23 protein-coding genes are annotated in these 14,146 nt (G+C 42.4%); 17 read left to right on the top strand and 6 right to left on the bottom strand.

What is annotated here, in order from left to right; translation table 11 throughout:
• The first annotated feature begins 266 nt into the window (after window positions 1-266).
• Window positions 267-392, top strand: a complete 126-nt coding sequence (locus BP896_RS00570; RefSeq protein ID WP_291764601.1) for a hypothetical protein — start codon at window positions 267-269, stop codon at window positions 390-392.
• Here the strand turns inward: BP896_RS00570 and BP896_RS00565 are convergent.
• On the bottom strand, window positions 384-641 hold the full coding sequence (locus BP896_RS00565) for a hypothetical protein (protein ID WP_291764599.1): 258 nt from the start codon (window positions 639-641) through the stop codon (window positions 384-386). The two genes, BP896_RS00570 and BP896_RS00565, sit on opposite strands and share 9 nt — an antisense overlap.
• Before the next feature lie 28 nt (window positions 642-669).
• On the opposite strand from BP896_RS00565, the gene BP896_RS00560 reads away from it, so the two are divergent.
• The 3 genes from BP896_RS00560 to BP896_RS00550 all read left to right on the top strand — a co-directional run bounded on the left by BP896_RS00560 (window position 670) and on the right by BP896_RS00550 (window position 2,601).
• Complete coding sequence (locus tag BP896_RS00560; RefSeq protein ID WP_291764597.1) at window positions 670-984, top strand: hypothetical protein; 315 nt, start codon at window positions 670-672, stop codon at window positions 982-984.
• Window positions 985-1,609: 625 nt separating this feature from the next.
• The gene (locus BP896_RS00555; RefSeq protein WP_291764595.1) at window positions 1,610-2,392 is read left to right on the top strand and encodes a sulfocyanin-like copper-binding protein; all 783 of its coding nucleotides are present in this window, start codon (window positions 1,610-1,612) and stop codon (window positions 2,390-2,392) included.
• Window positions 2,392-2,601 (top strand): hypothetical protein, encoded by a 210-nt coding sequence (locus tag BP896_RS00550; protein ID WP_291764593.1) that lies wholly within the window; start codon window positions 2,392-2,394, stop codon window positions 2,599-2,601. Before BP896_RS00555 ends, BP896_RS00550 begins: the two co-directional genes overlap by 1 nt.
• Before the next feature lie 17 nt (window positions 2,602-2,618).
• Here the strand turns inward: BP896_RS00550 and BP896_RS00545 are convergent, their stop codons facing one another.
• Genes BP896_RS00545 through tsaA form a run of 3 tightly spaced genes read right to left on the bottom strand, consistent with a single transcriptional unit; the run spans window position 2,619 to window position 4,094 of the window.
• Entirely contained in the window at window positions 2,619-3,152 is a 534-nt protein-coding gene (locus BP896_RS00545) for a helix-turn-helix transcriptional regulator (protein WP_291764591.1), read from the bottom strand.
• Window positions 3,153-3,196: 44 nt separating this feature from the next.
• Window positions 3,197-3,550, bottom strand: coding sequence for an aspartyl protease family protein (locus BP896_RS00540; RefSeq protein WP_291764589.1), 354 nt, complete (start codon window positions 3,548-3,550; stop codon window positions 3,197-3,199).
• A 40-nt stretch (window positions 3,551-3,590) separates the two neighbouring features.
• Window positions 3,591-4,094, bottom strand: coding sequence for a tRNA (N6-threonylcarbamoyladenosine(37)-N6)-methyltransferase TrmO (gene tsaA, locus BP896_RS00535; RefSeq protein WP_291764586.1), 504 nt, complete (start codon window positions 4,092-4,094; stop codon window positions 3,591-3,593).
• A 95-nt stretch (window positions 4,095-4,189) separates the two neighbouring features.
• Here tsaA and BP896_RS00530 point away from each other — a divergent pair, with 95 nt between their 5' ends.
• Window positions 4,190-4,687, top strand: a complete 498-nt coding sequence (locus BP896_RS00530) for a PaREP1 family protein (RefSeq protein ID WP_291764584.1) — start codon at window positions 4,190-4,192, stop codon at window positions 4,685-4,687.
• Window positions 4,688-4,706: 19 nt separating this feature from the next.
• Here the strand turns inward: BP896_RS00530 and BP896_RS00525 are convergent, their stop codons facing one another.
• Window positions 4,707-5,438, bottom strand: coding sequence for a 5-formyltetrahydrofolate cyclo-ligase (locus BP896_RS00525; protein WP_291764582.1), 732 nt, complete (start codon window positions 5,436-5,438; stop codon window positions 4,707-4,709).
• 177 nt (window positions 5,439-5,615) lie between these two features.
• On the opposite strand from BP896_RS00525, the gene BP896_RS00520 reads away from it, so the two are divergent.
• A complete protein-coding gene (locus BP896_RS00520) occupies window positions 5,616-6,113 on the top strand; it encodes a PaREP1 family protein (RefSeq protein WP_291764580.1) in 498 nt (165 codons plus the stop codon).
• A gap of 166 nt (window positions 6,114-6,279) precedes the next feature.
• Here BP896_RS00520 and BP896_RS00515 read toward each other — a convergent pair whose 3' ends face one another.
• Entirely contained in the window at window positions 6,280-6,639 is a 360-nt protein-coding gene (locus BP896_RS00515) for an STIV orfB116 family protein (protein ID WP_291764578.1), read from the bottom strand.
• A 294-nt stretch (window positions 6,640-6,933) separates the two neighbouring features.
• Between BP896_RS00515 and BP896_RS00510 the strand changes: the two genes are divergently transcribed.
• From BP896_RS00510 to BP896_RS00460, 11 genes are all read left to right on the top strand, one after another.
• The gene (locus BP896_RS00510; RefSeq protein ID WP_291764576.1) at window positions 6,934-7,698 is read left to right on the top strand and encodes a succinate dehydrogenase iron-sulfur subunit; all 765 of its coding nucleotides are present in this window, start codon (window positions 6,934-6,936) and stop codon (window positions 7,696-7,698) included.
• 5 nt (window positions 7,699-7,703) lie between these two features.
• Window positions 7,704-8,171 (top strand): succinate dehydrogenase, encoded by a 468-nt coding sequence (locus tag BP896_RS00505; protein WP_291764574.1) that lies wholly within the window; start codon window positions 7,704-7,706, stop codon window positions 8,169-8,171.
• Window positions 8,172-8,176: 5 nt separating this feature from the next.
• Complete coding sequence (locus BP896_RS00500) at window positions 8,177-8,527, top strand: hypothetical protein (protein ID WP_291764572.1); 351 nt, start codon at window positions 8,177-8,179, stop codon at window positions 8,525-8,527.
• Between the two features lie 53 nt (window positions 8,528-8,580).
• A complete protein-coding gene (locus BP896_RS00495) occupies window positions 8,581-8,736 on the top strand; it encodes a hypothetical protein (protein WP_291764570.1) in 156 nt (51 codons plus the stop codon).
• 207 nt (window positions 8,737-8,943) lie between these two features.
• Complete coding sequence (locus BP896_RS00490) at window positions 8,944-9,432, top strand: hypothetical protein (RefSeq protein WP_291764568.1); 489 nt, start codon at window positions 8,944-8,946, stop codon at window positions 9,430-9,432.
• Between the two features lie 30 nt (window positions 9,433-9,462).
• A complete protein-coding gene (locus BP896_RS00485; RefSeq protein WP_291764566.1) occupies window positions 9,463-10,296 on the top strand; it encodes a translation initiation factor IF-2 subunit alpha in 834 nt (277 codons plus the stop codon).
• Window positions 10,247-10,540, top strand: a complete 294-nt coding sequence (locus tag BP896_RS00480; protein ID WP_291764564.1) for an RNA-protein complex protein Nop10 — start codon at window positions 10,247-10,249, stop codon at window positions 10,538-10,540. The genes BP896_RS00485 and BP896_RS00480 overlap by 50 nt, the downstream gene beginning before the upstream one ends.
• Before the next feature lie 26 nt (window positions 10,541-10,566).
• Window positions 10,567-10,851 carry a 50S ribosomal protein L44e gene (locus tag BP896_RS00475; protein WP_291764561.1) on the top strand — a complete coding sequence of 95 codons (285 nt, stop codon included), beginning with the start codon at window positions 10,567-10,569 and terminating at the stop codon, window positions 10,849-10,851.
• An 11-nt stretch (window positions 10,852-10,862) separates the two neighbouring features.
• Window positions 10,863-11,360: a hypothetical protein gene (locus tag BP896_RS00470; RefSeq protein ID WP_291764560.1), complete on the top strand. Its 498-nt coding sequence runs from the start codon at window positions 10,863-10,865 to the stop codon at window positions 11,358-11,360.
• Between the two features lie 45 nt (window positions 11,361-11,405).
• Window positions 11,406-12,815 carry a sulfatase gene (locus BP896_RS00465; RefSeq protein ID WP_291764559.1) on the top strand — a complete coding sequence of 470 codons (1,410 nt, stop codon included), beginning with the start codon at window positions 11,406-11,408 and terminating at the stop codon, window positions 12,813-12,815.
• 62 nt (window positions 12,816-12,877) lie between these two features.
• Window positions 12,878-14,035, top strand: a complete 1,158-nt coding sequence (locus BP896_RS00460; protein WP_291764558.1) for a cystathionine gamma-synthase family protein — start codon at window positions 12,878-12,880, stop codon at window positions 14,033-14,035.
• Window positions 14,036-14,146 lie beyond the last annotated feature (111 nt).

The following is a 14,146-nucleotide window of genomic DNA, read 5'->3' as shown; positions in this document are numbered from 1 at the left end:
GGGGAGCCGCCAGCTAGGAGGAGGAAAGTAGCGCACCTTATTCCCTTCAAGTAATACATTGATGAAGGCAGCATTGATGCAGTAATCATAGTGCATATAATTGTAAATCATATAATCCTGCACAATGTTTATAAGCGTAATGTTCATTAAATCATGCTAGTGGTTTAGGTTAGCGTGTACTATCTATAGCATTTTTACCCTAGAGGATGATACTAATGCAGCAATGCCAGTAGGTGGTATATTGGAGGCTTATACAGTTGATGAGAGTGAATTTCTCAAGCTGGGGAATCTACTATGATGTACCGGAAGAAATATGGAGGAATATGCAGATAAGGTTAATTAGCAGGAAAAATATGCATAGGCTACAAGGTAGGAGGCAAACATTATTCTAATTGCGAGAAGGTTTGGTGATTGCATTGACCTTCAATAGGCTTCTTCTTATTTTCATCATTATACTCGCTGCCCCTATTACTATACTTTACATCTTCAATAGTAAGCCACCGTATAGCATAAATGTAACTACGGCTAGTAACATTACTACGATTAATGATCCTACATTTCAATGAATCCAAATTACCCCCAACTTCTCTAGAATGCTTATATTTGAATACCACTATTGCGAATGAGACTACATTATCCATAGGCAATACCACCTACAGGTACGTGATTGTGATAATCTATGACTCCGAAAAATCATTCGGGCCTAAAAGAATCCAGGTTAGTGGCATACTCGTTAAGTACCTACCACCAAGGAATAGGACGATAACTAATACAGGTGTAGTAGCCTCAGATTACTTGGTAAGTTACGGAGGTAAAGCATATAAAGTAAGCCTTGGGTTCATAGGATTCCTTGCATCATACAACCTCACGGTTTCTGTGAGTAAAGTAAATGATAACATTTATACAATACAAATTACTACAACGAGGCTAGGTGTAGGTAGTTATGTCAATGTTACAGACATCATACTGATAAGAGACAGGTGAGCTACCCTTTAAGGCTTGGGGTTTCCCACTTCACCTTGCTTCCTATGATTAAAGGGTATTGTGGGGGTTTAGTGGACTGGTTCCCAACTTAAAAACCCACACATCCTCATGTCAATTAAGAGACCTTAAATACACCATATAGCAGCACCCCTCATAAAGGGAAGTGAATTTAATAGTTGGATTGTAAGGCTAAGTTTTATTACTCATACTAGCGTTCTTCACCTACATTTCAATAATTATCAGAAGCGATACTTTAATGGTTAAATCCTCTGAATCAATGCTGTTATCCCCTATTTCTTCATTAGTCACTCCCTCAACCTACTCTAGATAATGCGTATAATCGGTTAATTTCCCATTTATTAGTTCATATATGATTCAGTAGCCTTCCCATTAATCCCTCATCCTATAGCCGTAAAATCAAGAGCAAACCTATTAGTTAAATTAGCATGATGTATATTCAGCCATGCATTTAATGTCCCAGTTTCAAATCCAGGCTCCGGCACTGGGTTGTTTCTTTAAGTTCATTATTCTTAATCATGTGTGTAACCGTGGTACATTATGGTTACATGATTGGTTACACGGAGAGTTTTTACTCAGGAAACTGAATGCGTTCTGTTGACCAAATATGAGTAAGACTTGGATTTGGGTACTGGTTGGAGCCGTAATCAGCCTTGGCTTAGTGGTTAGTTTAGGTGTAGCCTATGTAATTATGCATTACTACTATTATCCCTATTACTACAGTGGCAATTATCTTGTTAGCTCACTTACTGGTGATTATTACTATGGCACATACCCAATAAACCAAACCATTAAGGAAGTCATGGAGATACCCGGTTACGTCCATGTTTACTCAAGCAACAATACTATAGTGTTTACCAGTAGGGATATTAATTTACTGGTCTTAGCCATGATGGGTGATGATGCTGAGAAAATGTTTAATGCTACATCACCACCATACGCACATGGCGACGTCTTCATTATTTACGGCCTCATAAACCCAACATTAGTCATACCGGCTGGAGCCACAATTCATGTCACTTTCGTTAACCTTGATGATGATATGTACCATAATTTTGTGGTTACAGTGGTATCACCCCCATACCCATACAATGTGATGCCCTACGTAGGCATGTATGGCGGTATGGGGCCTCAAATGATGCTGCTCATGAGGTGGTTACCACCAGCCAATTACAAGGCTAACCATGCCTATGGCTATGAGTACACGCTCACAATTACAGAACCAGGCACATACTGGTACCTATGCACTTACCCTGGCCATGCTGAGGATGGAATGTATGGTGAAATAATAGTAACTGGTAATAGCGCCTCACCAACGCATCCAGTTGTTCAATATCCAGGCCCATATTATGGGTCTGGCTGGATGGGTGGCATGATGGGGTGGTGGTAATGCCTTGCCCATGCATGTGGGGGTGGTGGGGTTGGGGCCCTGGCCCATGGTTTGGCTTTAGGTGGTTCGGTTGGATAATTGGTGCATTAATCGCTGTACTGTTCCTAGTATTCATAGTGCTTGTAGTGGTTTGGATCATTAGAAGCCTAATGCGTAACTCAGGTAGTAGTAATTCCCAGAGCCATGAACACAGTTCATGCCATAGTTAAGGTGGAGTAATCTTTAGTTAGCCTTTATTAAAATCCTTCAACTTCACTATATTCCTACCCTTAACCTTAACAACCTCAACCAAGCCCTTCTCCTCAAGCCTACGTACAATTCTCCAGGACTGAACCTTAGATAAGCCCATTTCCCTCATTATTTGATACTGAAAAACTTCACCACCCGACTTAATCACGTATTCAAGAACCTCACGTTCAGCCTTAGGCAGTAGCCTCAGGACTTTATCATAGTAGCCACTGGAGCTACTAGCCTCCATGGTGGCTCCCTGCAATGCTGCATGGTTTAATCCTTGGGGATTATTAACATTGATTAATATTATTGGCGCCATCACCGTGATTGCACCTATGATTAATAACGCTATGGGTAGGAGTAATGGGTAGTACGCCATCATTCCACACATCATGCCCATGCAGTGGTAATAAGCCATGTAATTAACCATAATTAATGCACCATAAAGCAGGTACGCGCCTACTCCCAATATAATAACGCCAATTATGATTAATATGCTACGTAATGCACTATGTTCCTTATTCATCATTTAATACTAATCGCTAATGATTTAATAAATCTTTCCGCACAACCTTAATAAAGCAATAGTGTTCGTTCCCTTAACCTACCGGTGGTTGGATCAACCTCAAGTTCAAGGACCTCAAGTGTCGTTACGCCAATTAGAACCTTATCAATTATATCCGATATAAGCACAGGCACTAACTCACTCCTACCTTCAACTTCAATCCAAGCCCTAGACCTATCAACCTCAACAATCCCAGCCCCAGTCTCAACCCTTGACTTGCCAGTAATACTTAAGCCAAGTTCATTAGCCAGCGACCTAGGTATAACAGTCAAGGTAGCCCCAGTATCAATTAAGGCCTTAACCTCAACAACCTTACTTAAGTCCACATTACCAATTCTAGCGTTAACCCATACATGACCCATTAAAGAAGGTACAGCATTTAGGTTAATAAACCCTAAGGCATCAGCGGCATGGGCCCATCCATGGAGCCTTCTCGCAATATTTCTTTTCAATGCAACTCTTCACCCATTCATCCTCAAATTCCTTAGGGACCCTAGGCCTCTTAACGGCATCATAGTAGTCGTAGGGCTTAATATCAATTACAGGAGTCCCTGTCCAAGCATCAAGGCCCCTTAACCATAGCCTTGGTGGCTCAACTTTAACAAGCTCCAGTACAGATATTCCAATTGGATTAGGCCTAAACGGATACCTAGTTGCAAATACACCCACCTCCTTATCCGTACCCTTTAACCTAACCCTCAGCCTAACCTCCCTCTGCTCGTGAAATACATACACTAGAATCACGTGAGAATACTCATTAAGGCCAAGTAATCCATCAGCATACTCATTGTAAACATGCACAACACCAGTAAAATCATACCTAGCCCCATACCTATCCCTACCAGGTTCATTAGGCTTTGGGAAGCCAACCTCCACGTAACCAATGGGCTTAAATAAATAATCCATAGTATTTAATTTAAATGAAATTAAATAAACCTTACAGGAAGTGATTCATGGGTGAAAGCATATATTTGCGGGTGCCTAATGATTATGATGCGTGAATGGAACCCATTGTACACCCATGGAGGGATTTAAGCAAATACGTGGAGATTAGGGTAAAGGAGGCGTTTTATGAGTTTGAATTAGCTGAAAAGTTCCTAGAAAATGGCCTTTATAGAAACGCAGCCGGTAAGGCGTTTCAAGGTTGGAAAGCTACCTTAGCAGCTCTAGCGGCTATTTCCCGTAATGAGTTGATTAATGAGTTTAGCGGCTTCGTTAAGCTTAGGGAGAGGATTAGGGTTGAGGCCGTTGACTACATAATAGCAGTCATGCCCACCACACGCATGAAGAAGGTGGCCACATTACTGAGGTGTAAGTACGGTAATGATGTTATGCTATTAACGGAATTAGCCCTAGATGTACATGAATTCCAATACAATGGGTTAGATAGGGAAGGCGTACTGAGCCGTTACTTAGACCTTGATATGGTGAAGCAGGACATCACTACAATAATTGAGGGTGGTAGGAGGATACTATCCTCAGTAACATGGCATTCATAATCTTAATCCCATTGCGAGATTAAGCATTATTCATCTTTCTTAACTCAGCTAGGAGCGGTATTTCCTTTATTAATTCACCCGTAACGTAATCCCAGTATATGCCCCTTGGCTTCCCATCAATCCTACTAACCTTAATAATCCTATTGGGTGTTACTATAATGTCCACAGGCAGGTCGAAGGGCTCCCTGGGTATCTCATCATTAACTAATTGAAGTTCATGAACAGTAGTCACCACCGGTGTGCCCTCATTCACCTTACCTAATGCGCTAACTATCCCCCACTCAATTTCAGCATAGCCATGGGATTTACCAAGCCTCCTACCATTACTAGGATTAACGGCCACTGAACCTATTATCACTAAGTCTATTTGTGGCGCATCCCATGGCTTAATAGGTGTACCCCACTTGAATGAACCACCTATAGTTGATGCATCAGCATAGTACTGCCTTGGTATCCTACTTGGGTCAAGTAGGAGGAATCCCTCCCTAATCCTTGGAGTTGGTACAATAACTAATTTACCATACCTCAATGCAAGTTCCCTGCAGTAACGTTGAGGTGAATCAGGGTTAATCTTAATGACCTTAGCCACCTTAAACTCTGGCAATGTTGAAGCTAATCTACATGCCTCCTGGGAGCCAATGAAGTTAGGTATCCTGCCGTAGGCTGGCCTTGGGAATGCTGCAACATTACTCTCCTCAAGCATTTTCCAGACCCTCACCCTAATAGCCTGCTTAACAGCCTTAATATCCATAATCAATTTCAGTAAGCCTACGTTATACTTAAAGCTTAATCTCATGAGGTAAGGATGATTAACTTAAGAGCATATTATGCTGAGGATAGTGAAGTAACGTTACCAGTAATGGAGTACCCTTAAGTTAGTACTAGCTTTAGTAATGAGCTTATTAATTAGCCCACAGCCTTATTAACTGTGGAGAAGGAAGCTGCTTCAATTGAATTACCGAAGATTATTTATGAGAAGATTCAGGAGAGGGGGTTGGATATTGAAGATTTCATAATGTATACGTTAATGAGTATTATGCAATTGGATCCAAGTGAACTTGCTAAGGCTAGGCTCGAATTAATTATGAAGTATCTTAATGAGGCTAAGGAGTACATTGATAAAGGTGATTCAGTGCAGGCTAGTGAGGAGTTGTATAATGTTATGGAGGAGTGCATTAAGGCGCTTGCAGGGAAGTATAACTTACCTGAGTATCAGGATGCGGTTAAGGAGGGTAGGTGGTCTACTTACCTTCTCGGCGAGGCGGCTAGGTTATTGAGCATGGTGCTTAATGAACCAAGGATTAATGATGCTTGGTCTAGGGCCTATGGCCTACACGTATGGGGCTTCCATGAGGGTAAGTATGGGGTTGATTATGTTAAGATTGATTCACCTCACGTTGAATGGCTTGCAAATTATACAGTGTAATTATTACAGTAATTATGTTAAGCCAATACTACTAAACTCAAGGAGGTGAAACTTACGCTTAATTAAATGGGGAGATCATAAGGCTTTTATTCTCAATAGCTTAATGGAACTTAAGTTTGAAGGAAAGATTACTTGGTTTAAAAATCATGCCGTGTAGTTGAATGCGTTAACATGGATATGGATCTATAAGAACCCTATATAGCTTAATAACCCCCTTATCAATAAGCTTCAGTAATTCATCGGAATTACTCAACTGACTCTGGTTAACCTGCCCATTAATGTGCAGTAGTATGCCCATGCTAATGTCATTAGCCACCAATTGCCCGCTGTTAATTGGTACGTTAACGCCAAGTAGTGTTGATAATGCCTGAGCAGTGTCCTGCCTTTCAACGTAACTAACTATTTTCTTACCCTGCACCATACTCTTAGCCTCATCTACACTCATTTGGTTCAGCCTTATTATGCCTCCACACGGCAGCATGCATGATCCCAGCCCATTTAGGAGGTATACTACATTCTCAGACATAGTTTCCCCCATTGGCAAATATGGTTAATTAATCTTCCTCACTCATTAAATGATTAATTGCGTCGTAAAGTGATTAAACGCATGTGCTATTTATTACCGCACTTAACTGTTACGCTTAAACTCATGAATATTGACCCTTAATTCATATTTCATTTAGCATATTTTAATATCTATAATTTAATGTATGAAAGAAATTATGTATGTTAATGTCTTCCACCATATAGTAGTGTAGTAAAATATTCGGCAGATGATAAGCTTTAAAAATCAGCCACTAACCTATCTCTGATCAATTATATGTCCTCAGCTAAGGCAGATATTAAGATTGAGATTAAGAGGAGGGTATTCACATTTAGGGTTAAGCGTTATGATCCTAAGACCAATGGTTATAAGTGGAGTGAATATAAGGTTGAGGTTACTAATAGGCAGACTGTCCTTGATGCCTTACTTAAAATTAAGGCAACACAAGATGCAACACTGGCGGTAAGGTACAGCTGCAGGATGGGCACATGTGGCTCCTGCGCAATGGTAATTAACGGTACCCCACGGTTAGCCTGCGAGACGAAACCCTTTGAATTGGGTACCGATGTAATAACAGTTGAACCATTAAGTAACCTTAAGCCCATTAAAGACCTCGTTACAGATATGGATGACTTCTTTGAGAAGCATAAGTCTGTGGATCCATGGTTAATTAGGAAGGATGAGAAGGAGCAATTCGAGAAGCTAGACACCTACTATCCCCAAACTGAAGAGCAGCTATTAAATTACCTGGAATTCTCATACTGCATAAAGTGTGGTGCCTGCTATGCAGCATGCCCCATGGTATTCCTAAACAAGAATTACCTCGGACCACAGGCCTTAGCGGCTGCCTACAGGTGGAGCGCTGATAATAGGGATGAGGGTTACGTGCTTAGGCTTAAGGTCATTGACTCAGATAATGGTGTGTGGTCATGCCACTACAGTGGTACGTGCAGTAAGGTTTGCCCTAAGGGTGTTGACCCAGCGCTTGCAATAAACCTGCTGAAGAAATCATTATTAACCGGTAAACCACCAGCTAGGTGACCTAGGTGACTGAGAAATTATCCACTAAGAGGAATCCACCTAAATGGTCCCTGTGGTTTAAGGGGCTTGACGAATGGTTACTAATATTCCAGAAGGTTAGCGGTGCCTTACTTGCACTCTACTTGATAGGGCATACATTAATCATATCAACGGCATTAAACTTTGGCCATCCAACGCCATTAACCTGGGAGAAGATAATAGGGTTAATTGAGGGGCCTCAAATAATAGGTAATGTACATGTTGGTACAATAATAGAGTACCTCGTAGCGCTATTAGTGGCTGTTCATGGAGCCAATGGCGTTAGGCTAATACTAATGCAGTACTTCGGATGGGGGTTACCTAAACCTGAAAGGCGCACGTACCCAATGGTGCCATCACCTAAGAAGAGGTCTCAAATGGCTTACAAGTACTTAGTTATAATTGTTGTAGTGATTTTCATAGTGTTGGCATCATATGTAGCCTTCATAGGGTGATGGGTATGGTGGCTAAGTCAACCCTAATGAAGTGGCACTACATAACTGGACTAATACTAGTCGTGGTTGTTGGAATACACTTAGCCTTCAGGTGGCCTAGCTACGAAGCGTCAATAGAGTGGGCTGGCCCTCACGGCGTCTATGAGCAATTAATGAACACGGGATACATGGCTGCAATATTCATACTCCTCTACGCCGCCACTTACCATGCAATGAATGGCTTAAGGACACTACTCCTTGAACTCCACCAGGGGAGGTACTGGAATGTAGCCGTCGATGTAGTGATAATAATAGTGGGAGTCTTCATAGTGATCGTTGGTACAGTGGCCTTAGTGGGCGCCTTATCGGTAATTTAAGCCCATCCTGATTCTCAATAAAATTAATTTACTACCTGTGAATTGGGGTTCCTATGGTGCCAACTTTACTGAAGGAGCACTTGTACATTAAAATGGCTGTGGCGTTAATAGTTATGTTAGCCCCAATAGTATTAATGGATTACAGGGATATTTTAGCGAAATGGTGGCTTAAGCTCAAGGCACGGGTAAGTAGGCGCAGAAGCAGGTAAATCAACATAAAGTGTAGGTTGAGGGAGGTAGTGATTTACACTATGAAATTATTGAAATCAAGCCAAAGGTGCATATTTAAACGCCTCAATGATCATGGAGAAAGGCTTATTAGGCCAGTAGTATTATTGGGGATTGCCCCGCCCGGTTAACCCGCCCCCGTATTATGTTGGAAATCTTTATTACACTAGTTTATTAATGATTATTCCATGGCTGCAATTAACTTAATTCCTGAATCGCCTATTAACGTTAAGTGCGGCAATGGGCAGGAGTACTTAATTATATTAATGCCTCAATACATGAGTAATTTAATTAATGGAGGTGGGTGCGTTAAGGCAGTGATGCTTCCCAAGGGTTTGGCTGGGGAATTCCATACTTACCTTGAATTAGTTTCATTCCTGGTTAAGAATAATGTGAGGCTTATAGTGCCATTGAGTGAACTTAATAGCCTTAGTGAATTATTGAGGCGTAGGTTAATAATAGTGCCTCATATTGATGATTCAAGGTTCATAAGTAAGATCAGTGAATTAGAGCGTGCATCATTTTTCGCTAACGCATCATTAATACTCAGTGGCTCACCTAGGCTTAAGGAAGTCTTCATTCACCTACTACCCCCCAGGTTGAGGAGGGGGTTTAACTTAATTTACGGTACGCCAACTATTCAAGCTGACTTAATCTACATGGTTCATTACCCTTAGTTTTTTAAATAGGTGATTATTAAGTCGCCTATGAGTGGTGCCGGTAGGAAGACTACGCAAACGCCAATGGTTAGATTCTATAGGAGGCAGTACCCTGAGGTTGGGGAGTTGGTTGTAGGTACTGTTAAGAGTATTGAGGAGCATGGAGCCTACATAACCCTTGACGAGTATGGGGGAATTGAGGCTTACGTACCCATTAATGAGGTTCTTCAATCTTGGTTTAGGAATATTAGGGATTATTTGAAGGTCGGGTCTAAGGCGGTCTTCAAGGTCATAAGGGTTGACCCAAGGAGGGGACTAATAGACCTCTCGTTAAGGAGGGTTAGGGATGAGGAGAGGGAAAGGAAGTTCAACATATGGAAGAGGAACTTGAAGGCAATTAAGCTAATGGAGATAATAGCCCAGAAGATGGGTGTAAGCTTGAGTAAGCTAATGGAGGAGGCTGGGTGGAGCATAATGGAGTACTATGGTGACTTATATTCAGCCTTCGAGGACGCGGCCAAGGGTAACATTGACCCATTAATTAAGCTGGGTATTAGGAAGGAGTTAATTGATGAGGTTGTAAGGGTGGCTAATGAGAGGATTGAGAAGCCTAAGGTAACCATAGTGGGTATGTTGAGGATGATAAACCTAAGGCCCAATGGCGTTGAGTACATTAGGAAGATACTTGATAATGCTATTGATGAGGCTAAGAAGCTTGGCGTTGAGGCTAAAATATACGTCATAGGCCCACCTAGGTATAGGATTGAAGTCACTGGAAGTAATCCAAGGCATGTTGAGGAGGCCTTTGAGAGGCTGAGTAGCCTACTGGTTAATGAGGCTAAGGCTAATGGTGGAGAAGCCTCAGTTTCAAGGAGCCAGTGAAGGGGGGTTGAGGATGGTTAAGTCAGTGATGATGAAGTGCACCAAGTGCGGTAAATACACCCTAAGGAAGGATAAGTGCCCCTACTGCGGGGGGCAATTAACAACTCCCCATCCACCCAGGTATTCACCAGACGATAGGATGTGGAGGTATAGGCTTATGCTTAAGGTAGCCCTGGGGCAATTAAACGTTAGTGAGGAGGCTAGGAGGAGGATCCTTGAATCATTAGGCCCCGGAAAAGTTTAAAATGGCCTGCTAATCCACCTACTAGCATGAAGATACCTAGGGTAATTAGGACCTACTGTCCAAGATGCAGGACATACACTGAACACACGGTTACCCAGTACACTGCCGGTAAGAGGAGGACTCTCTCAGAGGGTCAGAGGAGGTATGAGAGGAAGCTGCTTGGCTATGGTTCATCAAGGAAGCCTAAGCAGAAGACCTTCTATAAGGTTACTAAGAAAGTGACCCTTAAGTTAACCTGCAGGCAATGCGGCTACGTGACGCATAGGACCATTGGCAGGCTTAGGAAGGTTGAGCTAGTGGAGGCTCGTTGAGGGCCCTTTATATGTCGCAGCAGAGGTTAATTATACTTAGGTGGTATGGATCCCTTAGGCTCTACCTCCTACTATCAATACTACTTGCATTAGTGGGTTCATATATGCTTGGCTACTCACTGGTGCTGCCCAGCAGCTACTTAACGATGCTTAGTAATGAGGCTGAGGCTGCTGCATCATTACCATTCCTAATCAGGTTCATTGATGGGTTAATAGCATTAATCATAGCCTACATACCCTACGCCGGCATTGGTTGGATGTCATATAATATGATTAATGTGGGTGAATTAGGCCTAATTCACCCACTTCAATCAATTGTCCAAATGTTCTACCTAATGATACTGACAGTGTTCCCAATGGTTGATGGAACATTATTAACAACAGTATTAATCGTAAGTAGATTAAGTAAGATTCAACTACCAGCCAACTTCATAAGGCCAACACTAATACAATACTCAATATCAGTGGGCGTTTCACTGGTATTATTCCTAATATTGATTTCCCTATAATAGGTTAGGAACTAGGCTTATATATCCTTATATCCTCACTCACTAATGGGTAAGCCTGATTTGAATGTTATTGTGGTTGTTTTAGATAGCCTTAGGCAGGATCACGTCGGCTTCTATAGGGGGCTTTACGGTTGGCGTAGTGTCTTTGATAATGTCCCACCACCTGATACACCTAACTTAGATAAGCTTGCCTCTGAGAGTATTGTATTCACTAACGCCTACCCATCTGGCCTACCAACAGTGCCTGTTAGGGAGGAGTTGTTGACTGGCCAATTCACACTACCATACCACCCATGGTCGCCAATGCACCCGGACTCATACACAATGCCTGAACTCCTAAGGGGTTTAGGATACTTCACTGGCCTAGTGGCTGACACATACCACTTATTTAAGCCCAGTATGAATTACACTAAGGGCTTCGACACATGGTTCTTCATTAGGGGTCAGGAGTATGATGCTTACGGCATTCCACCACCAGTTAATAGGCGTGTTGAGGATTATGTAACTAAGGATTACTACAGTAATTACGCCGGCTCAAGGAGCTACGCTGACCTTGTGGCGCAATTCCTAGCCAATATTGATGATTGGAGGGGTGAGGAGGATTGGTTTGCGGCTAGGGTCTTTAAGGCTGCGGTTAATTGGGTTAAGAACGCCTATAGGAAGTACTCTAGGTTCATGCTTTGGGTCGACAGCTTCGACCCACATGAACCATGGATGCCGCCGCCGAGGTTCGATAAGTACACTGACCCCAATTATAAGGGGCCTAAGCTAATACTACCAATGGGTGGTGAGGCCAGTAAATGGTATACTAGTGAGCAAATTAACTACATTAGGGGCCTCTACGCTGGTGAGGTTGCCTACGTTGATTACTACTTTGGTGAATTCTATAATGCGTTAAGGGACCTCGGCCTACTTGAGCAGTCAATAATAATACTCCTAGCAGACCACGGCCACCCGTTAGCGGATCATGGGAAGTTCCTTAAGGGTGGTGATAGGCTCTATAGTGAGTTACTTAAGGTCCCATTCATGGTTAGGCTACCTAACGGTAGGCACCTTGTGGCTGATGCAATAATTCAATTCCCAGACGTATTACCAACAATACTCAACCTACTAAACCTACCTGAAACATACACCTACCCGCTAGCCGGTAGGAGCTTCATTAATGTGCTTAATGGTTCAACTAATAGGCATAGGGCATACGCAATAATGGGCTACCATGAGGCTGCTGATAGGTGTATTAGGGATAATGAGTGGAGCCTAATATATAGGCCAGATGGTAAGCATGAGTTATATAACCTAACCAAGGACCCAAGGGAGAGGGTTAATTTAGCCGGTGAAATGCCTGATAAGGTTAATGAAATGCTAAGTAAATTAGCATTATGGTTCATGAATAGGAGTAGGCCAATAAGGCAGCTTCAAGCCAAATACGAACTAGGGGGCACTGGGAAGGTTTGAGGACCCTAATGGCCGAGCCCTTGAGTGAAGTATTTTTATAAAGGTTCCTTAAGGGTTAAGTAATGGGTAAGGCAACTGATTCAATTCACGGGTATGACCACGTTGATGAGTATGGATCAGTGATACCACCAATATACTTATCAACACCATTCAGGCAGATCATTGAGGCTAACCCATCTGATAGGGGGTTTGACTTAAAATATTCTAGGGAGGAGAACCCAACAGTCAGGTACCTTGAACGCATATTAGCTAAGCTTGAGAATGGTGCTGATGCGTTAGCCACTAATAATGGTATGGCAGCCATCTCCACAGCCTTAATAAGCATCCTTAAGGCAGGTTCAAGGCTAATACTCCCCGCTGAAATATACGGAACCACATTAAGCCTAGCCTTAAACCTGGATAAATTCGGTGTGAGAACAATAATCACCATGCCTGAGACTGAGGATTTAGTTGAGGCCATTAAATCCAACCCAAATTCAATCATAGTGGTTGAGACTTTAACTAACCCAATGTTAAGGGTTATTGATGTGGATTACTTGATTAAGGTGTCTAGGGATAATGATTCACTGCTAATTGTTGATAACACCATGGCTACGCCAGTGCTTTACAGGCCAATTGAACATGGAGCCAGTATAGTAATTCACAGTGCCACTAAGTATATTTCAGGGCATAATGATATCCTAGCTGGAGCCATAATAGCCAGTAATGCTAATACCATTGAGGAGATGTGGCAATGGAGGAGGAGGCTGGGTACAATAATACAGCCCCTTGACGCCTACCTAGTGTTAAGGGGGGTTAAGACAATGAGCCTAAGGGTTAGGAAGCATTGTGAGAATGCAATAGAGATAGCCGATTACTTAAGCAGCCACCCTAAGATTAAGGAAGTGTATTACCCTGGTTTAAAGTCAAGCCCATACCATGAGTTAGCCTCAAAAATGTTTAATGGGCTATACGGTGGAATAGTATCATTCAAGGTGAAGGGAGGTAAGGAGGATGTGCGTGCATTCCTCAATTCACTAAGGATAATTAAACCAGCCCCAAGCTTCGGTGGGCCAGAATCACTAATAATGTACCCAATAACCAGTGCAGCCCAACCAATACCGGAGGAGTATAAGGCTAAACTGGGCATTGATGAAAGCCTACTTAGGCTATCAGTGGGATTAGAGGATGTTGAGGATATAGTAAATGACTTAGATAATGCACTTAGGCAGATACCATAATGGTTAATTAAGAAAAAGCTTAAAAGCAATGAGGCAGGAATAAGGCGAAGGCGGGGGTGCCCGAGCATGGTCAAAGGGGGCGGGTTCAGGTCCCGTTGGCGTAGGCCTGCG

This window comes from Caldivirga sp. UBA161 (genome assembly GCF_002506515.1).
GTDB lineage: Archaea > Thermoproteota > Thermoprotei > Thermoproteales > Thermocladiaceae > Caldivirga.
Note: the sequence above shows the minus strand (reverse complement) of the source record. Positions and strands in the feature narration are given on the sequence as shown.

Excerpts from the sequence above, each read along its gene's own strand:
- BP896_RS00565 (WP_291764599.1), bottom strand. The coding sequence starts at position 641 with ATGGATAATGTAGTCTCATTCGCAATAGTGGTATTCAAATATAAGCAT.
- BP896_RS00555 (WP_291764595.1), top strand. The coding sequence starts at position 1,610 with ATGAGTAAGACTTGGATTTGGGTACTGGTTGGAGCCGTAATCAGCCTT.
- BP896_RS00550 (WP_291764593.1), top strand. The coding sequence starts at position 2,392 with ATGCCTTGCCCATGCATGTGGGGGTGGTGGGGTTGGGGCCCTGGCCCA.
- BP896_RS00545 (WP_291764591.1), bottom strand. The coding sequence starts at position 3,152 with ATGATGAATAAGGAACATAGTGCATTACGTAGCATATTAATCATAATT.
- BP896_RS00540 (WP_291764589.1), bottom strand. The coding sequence starts at position 3,550 with ATGGGTCATGTATGGGTTAACGCTAGAATTGGTAATGTGGACTTAAGT.
- tsaA (WP_291764586.1), bottom strand. The coding sequence starts at position 4,094 with ATGGATTATTTATTTAAGCCCATTGGTTACGTGGAGGTTGGCTTCCCA.
- BP896_RS00530 (WP_291764584.1), top strand. The coding sequence starts at position 4,190 with ATGGAACCCATTGTACACCCATGGAGGGATTTAAGCAAATACGTGGAG.
- BP896_RS00525 (WP_291764582.1), bottom strand. The coding sequence starts at position 5,438 with ATGGATATTAAGGCTGTTAAGCAGGCTATTAGGGTGAGGGTCTGGAAA.
- BP896_RS00515 (WP_291764578.1), bottom strand. The coding sequence starts at position 6,639 with ATGTCTGAGAATGTAGTATACCTCCTAAATGGGCTGGGATCATGCATG.
- BP896_RS00510 (WP_291764576.1), top strand. The coding sequence starts at position 6,934 with ATGTCCTCAGCTAAGGCAGATATTAAGATTGAGATTAAGAGGAGGGTA.
- BP896_RS00500 (WP_291764572.1), top strand. The coding sequence starts at position 8,177 with ATGGTGGCTAAGTCAACCCTAATGAAGTGGCACTACATAACTGGACTA.
- BP896_RS00495 (WP_291764570.1), top strand. The coding sequence starts at position 8,581 with ATGGTGCCAACTTTACTGAAGGAGCACTTGTACATTAAAATGGCTGTG.
- BP896_RS00490 (WP_291764568.1), top strand. The coding sequence starts at position 8,944 with ATGGCTGCAATTAACTTAATTCCTGAATCGCCTATTAACGTTAAGTGC.
- BP896_RS00485 (WP_291764566.1), top strand. The coding sequence starts at position 9,463 with ATGAGTGGTGCCGGTAGGAAGACTACGCAAACGCCAATGGTTAGATTC.
- BP896_RS00480 (WP_291764564.1), top strand. The coding sequence starts at position 10,247 with ATGAGGCTAAGGCTAATGGTGGAGAAGCCTCAGTTTCAAGGAGCCAGT.
- BP896_RS00475 (WP_291764561.1), top strand. The coding sequence starts at position 10,567 with ATGAAGATACCTAGGGTAATTAGGACCTACTGTCCAAGATGCAGGACA.
- BP896_RS00470 (WP_291764560.1), top strand. The coding sequence starts at position 10,863 with ATGTCGCAGCAGAGGTTAATTATACTTAGGTGGTATGGATCCCTTAGG.
- BP896_RS00465 (WP_291764559.1), top strand. The coding sequence starts at position 11,406 with ATGGGTAAGCCTGATTTGAATGTTATTGTGGTTGTTTTAGATAGCCTT.
- BP896_RS00460 (WP_291764558.1), top strand. The coding sequence starts at position 12,878 with ATGGGTAAGGCAACTGATTCAATTCACGGGTATGACCACGTTGATGAG.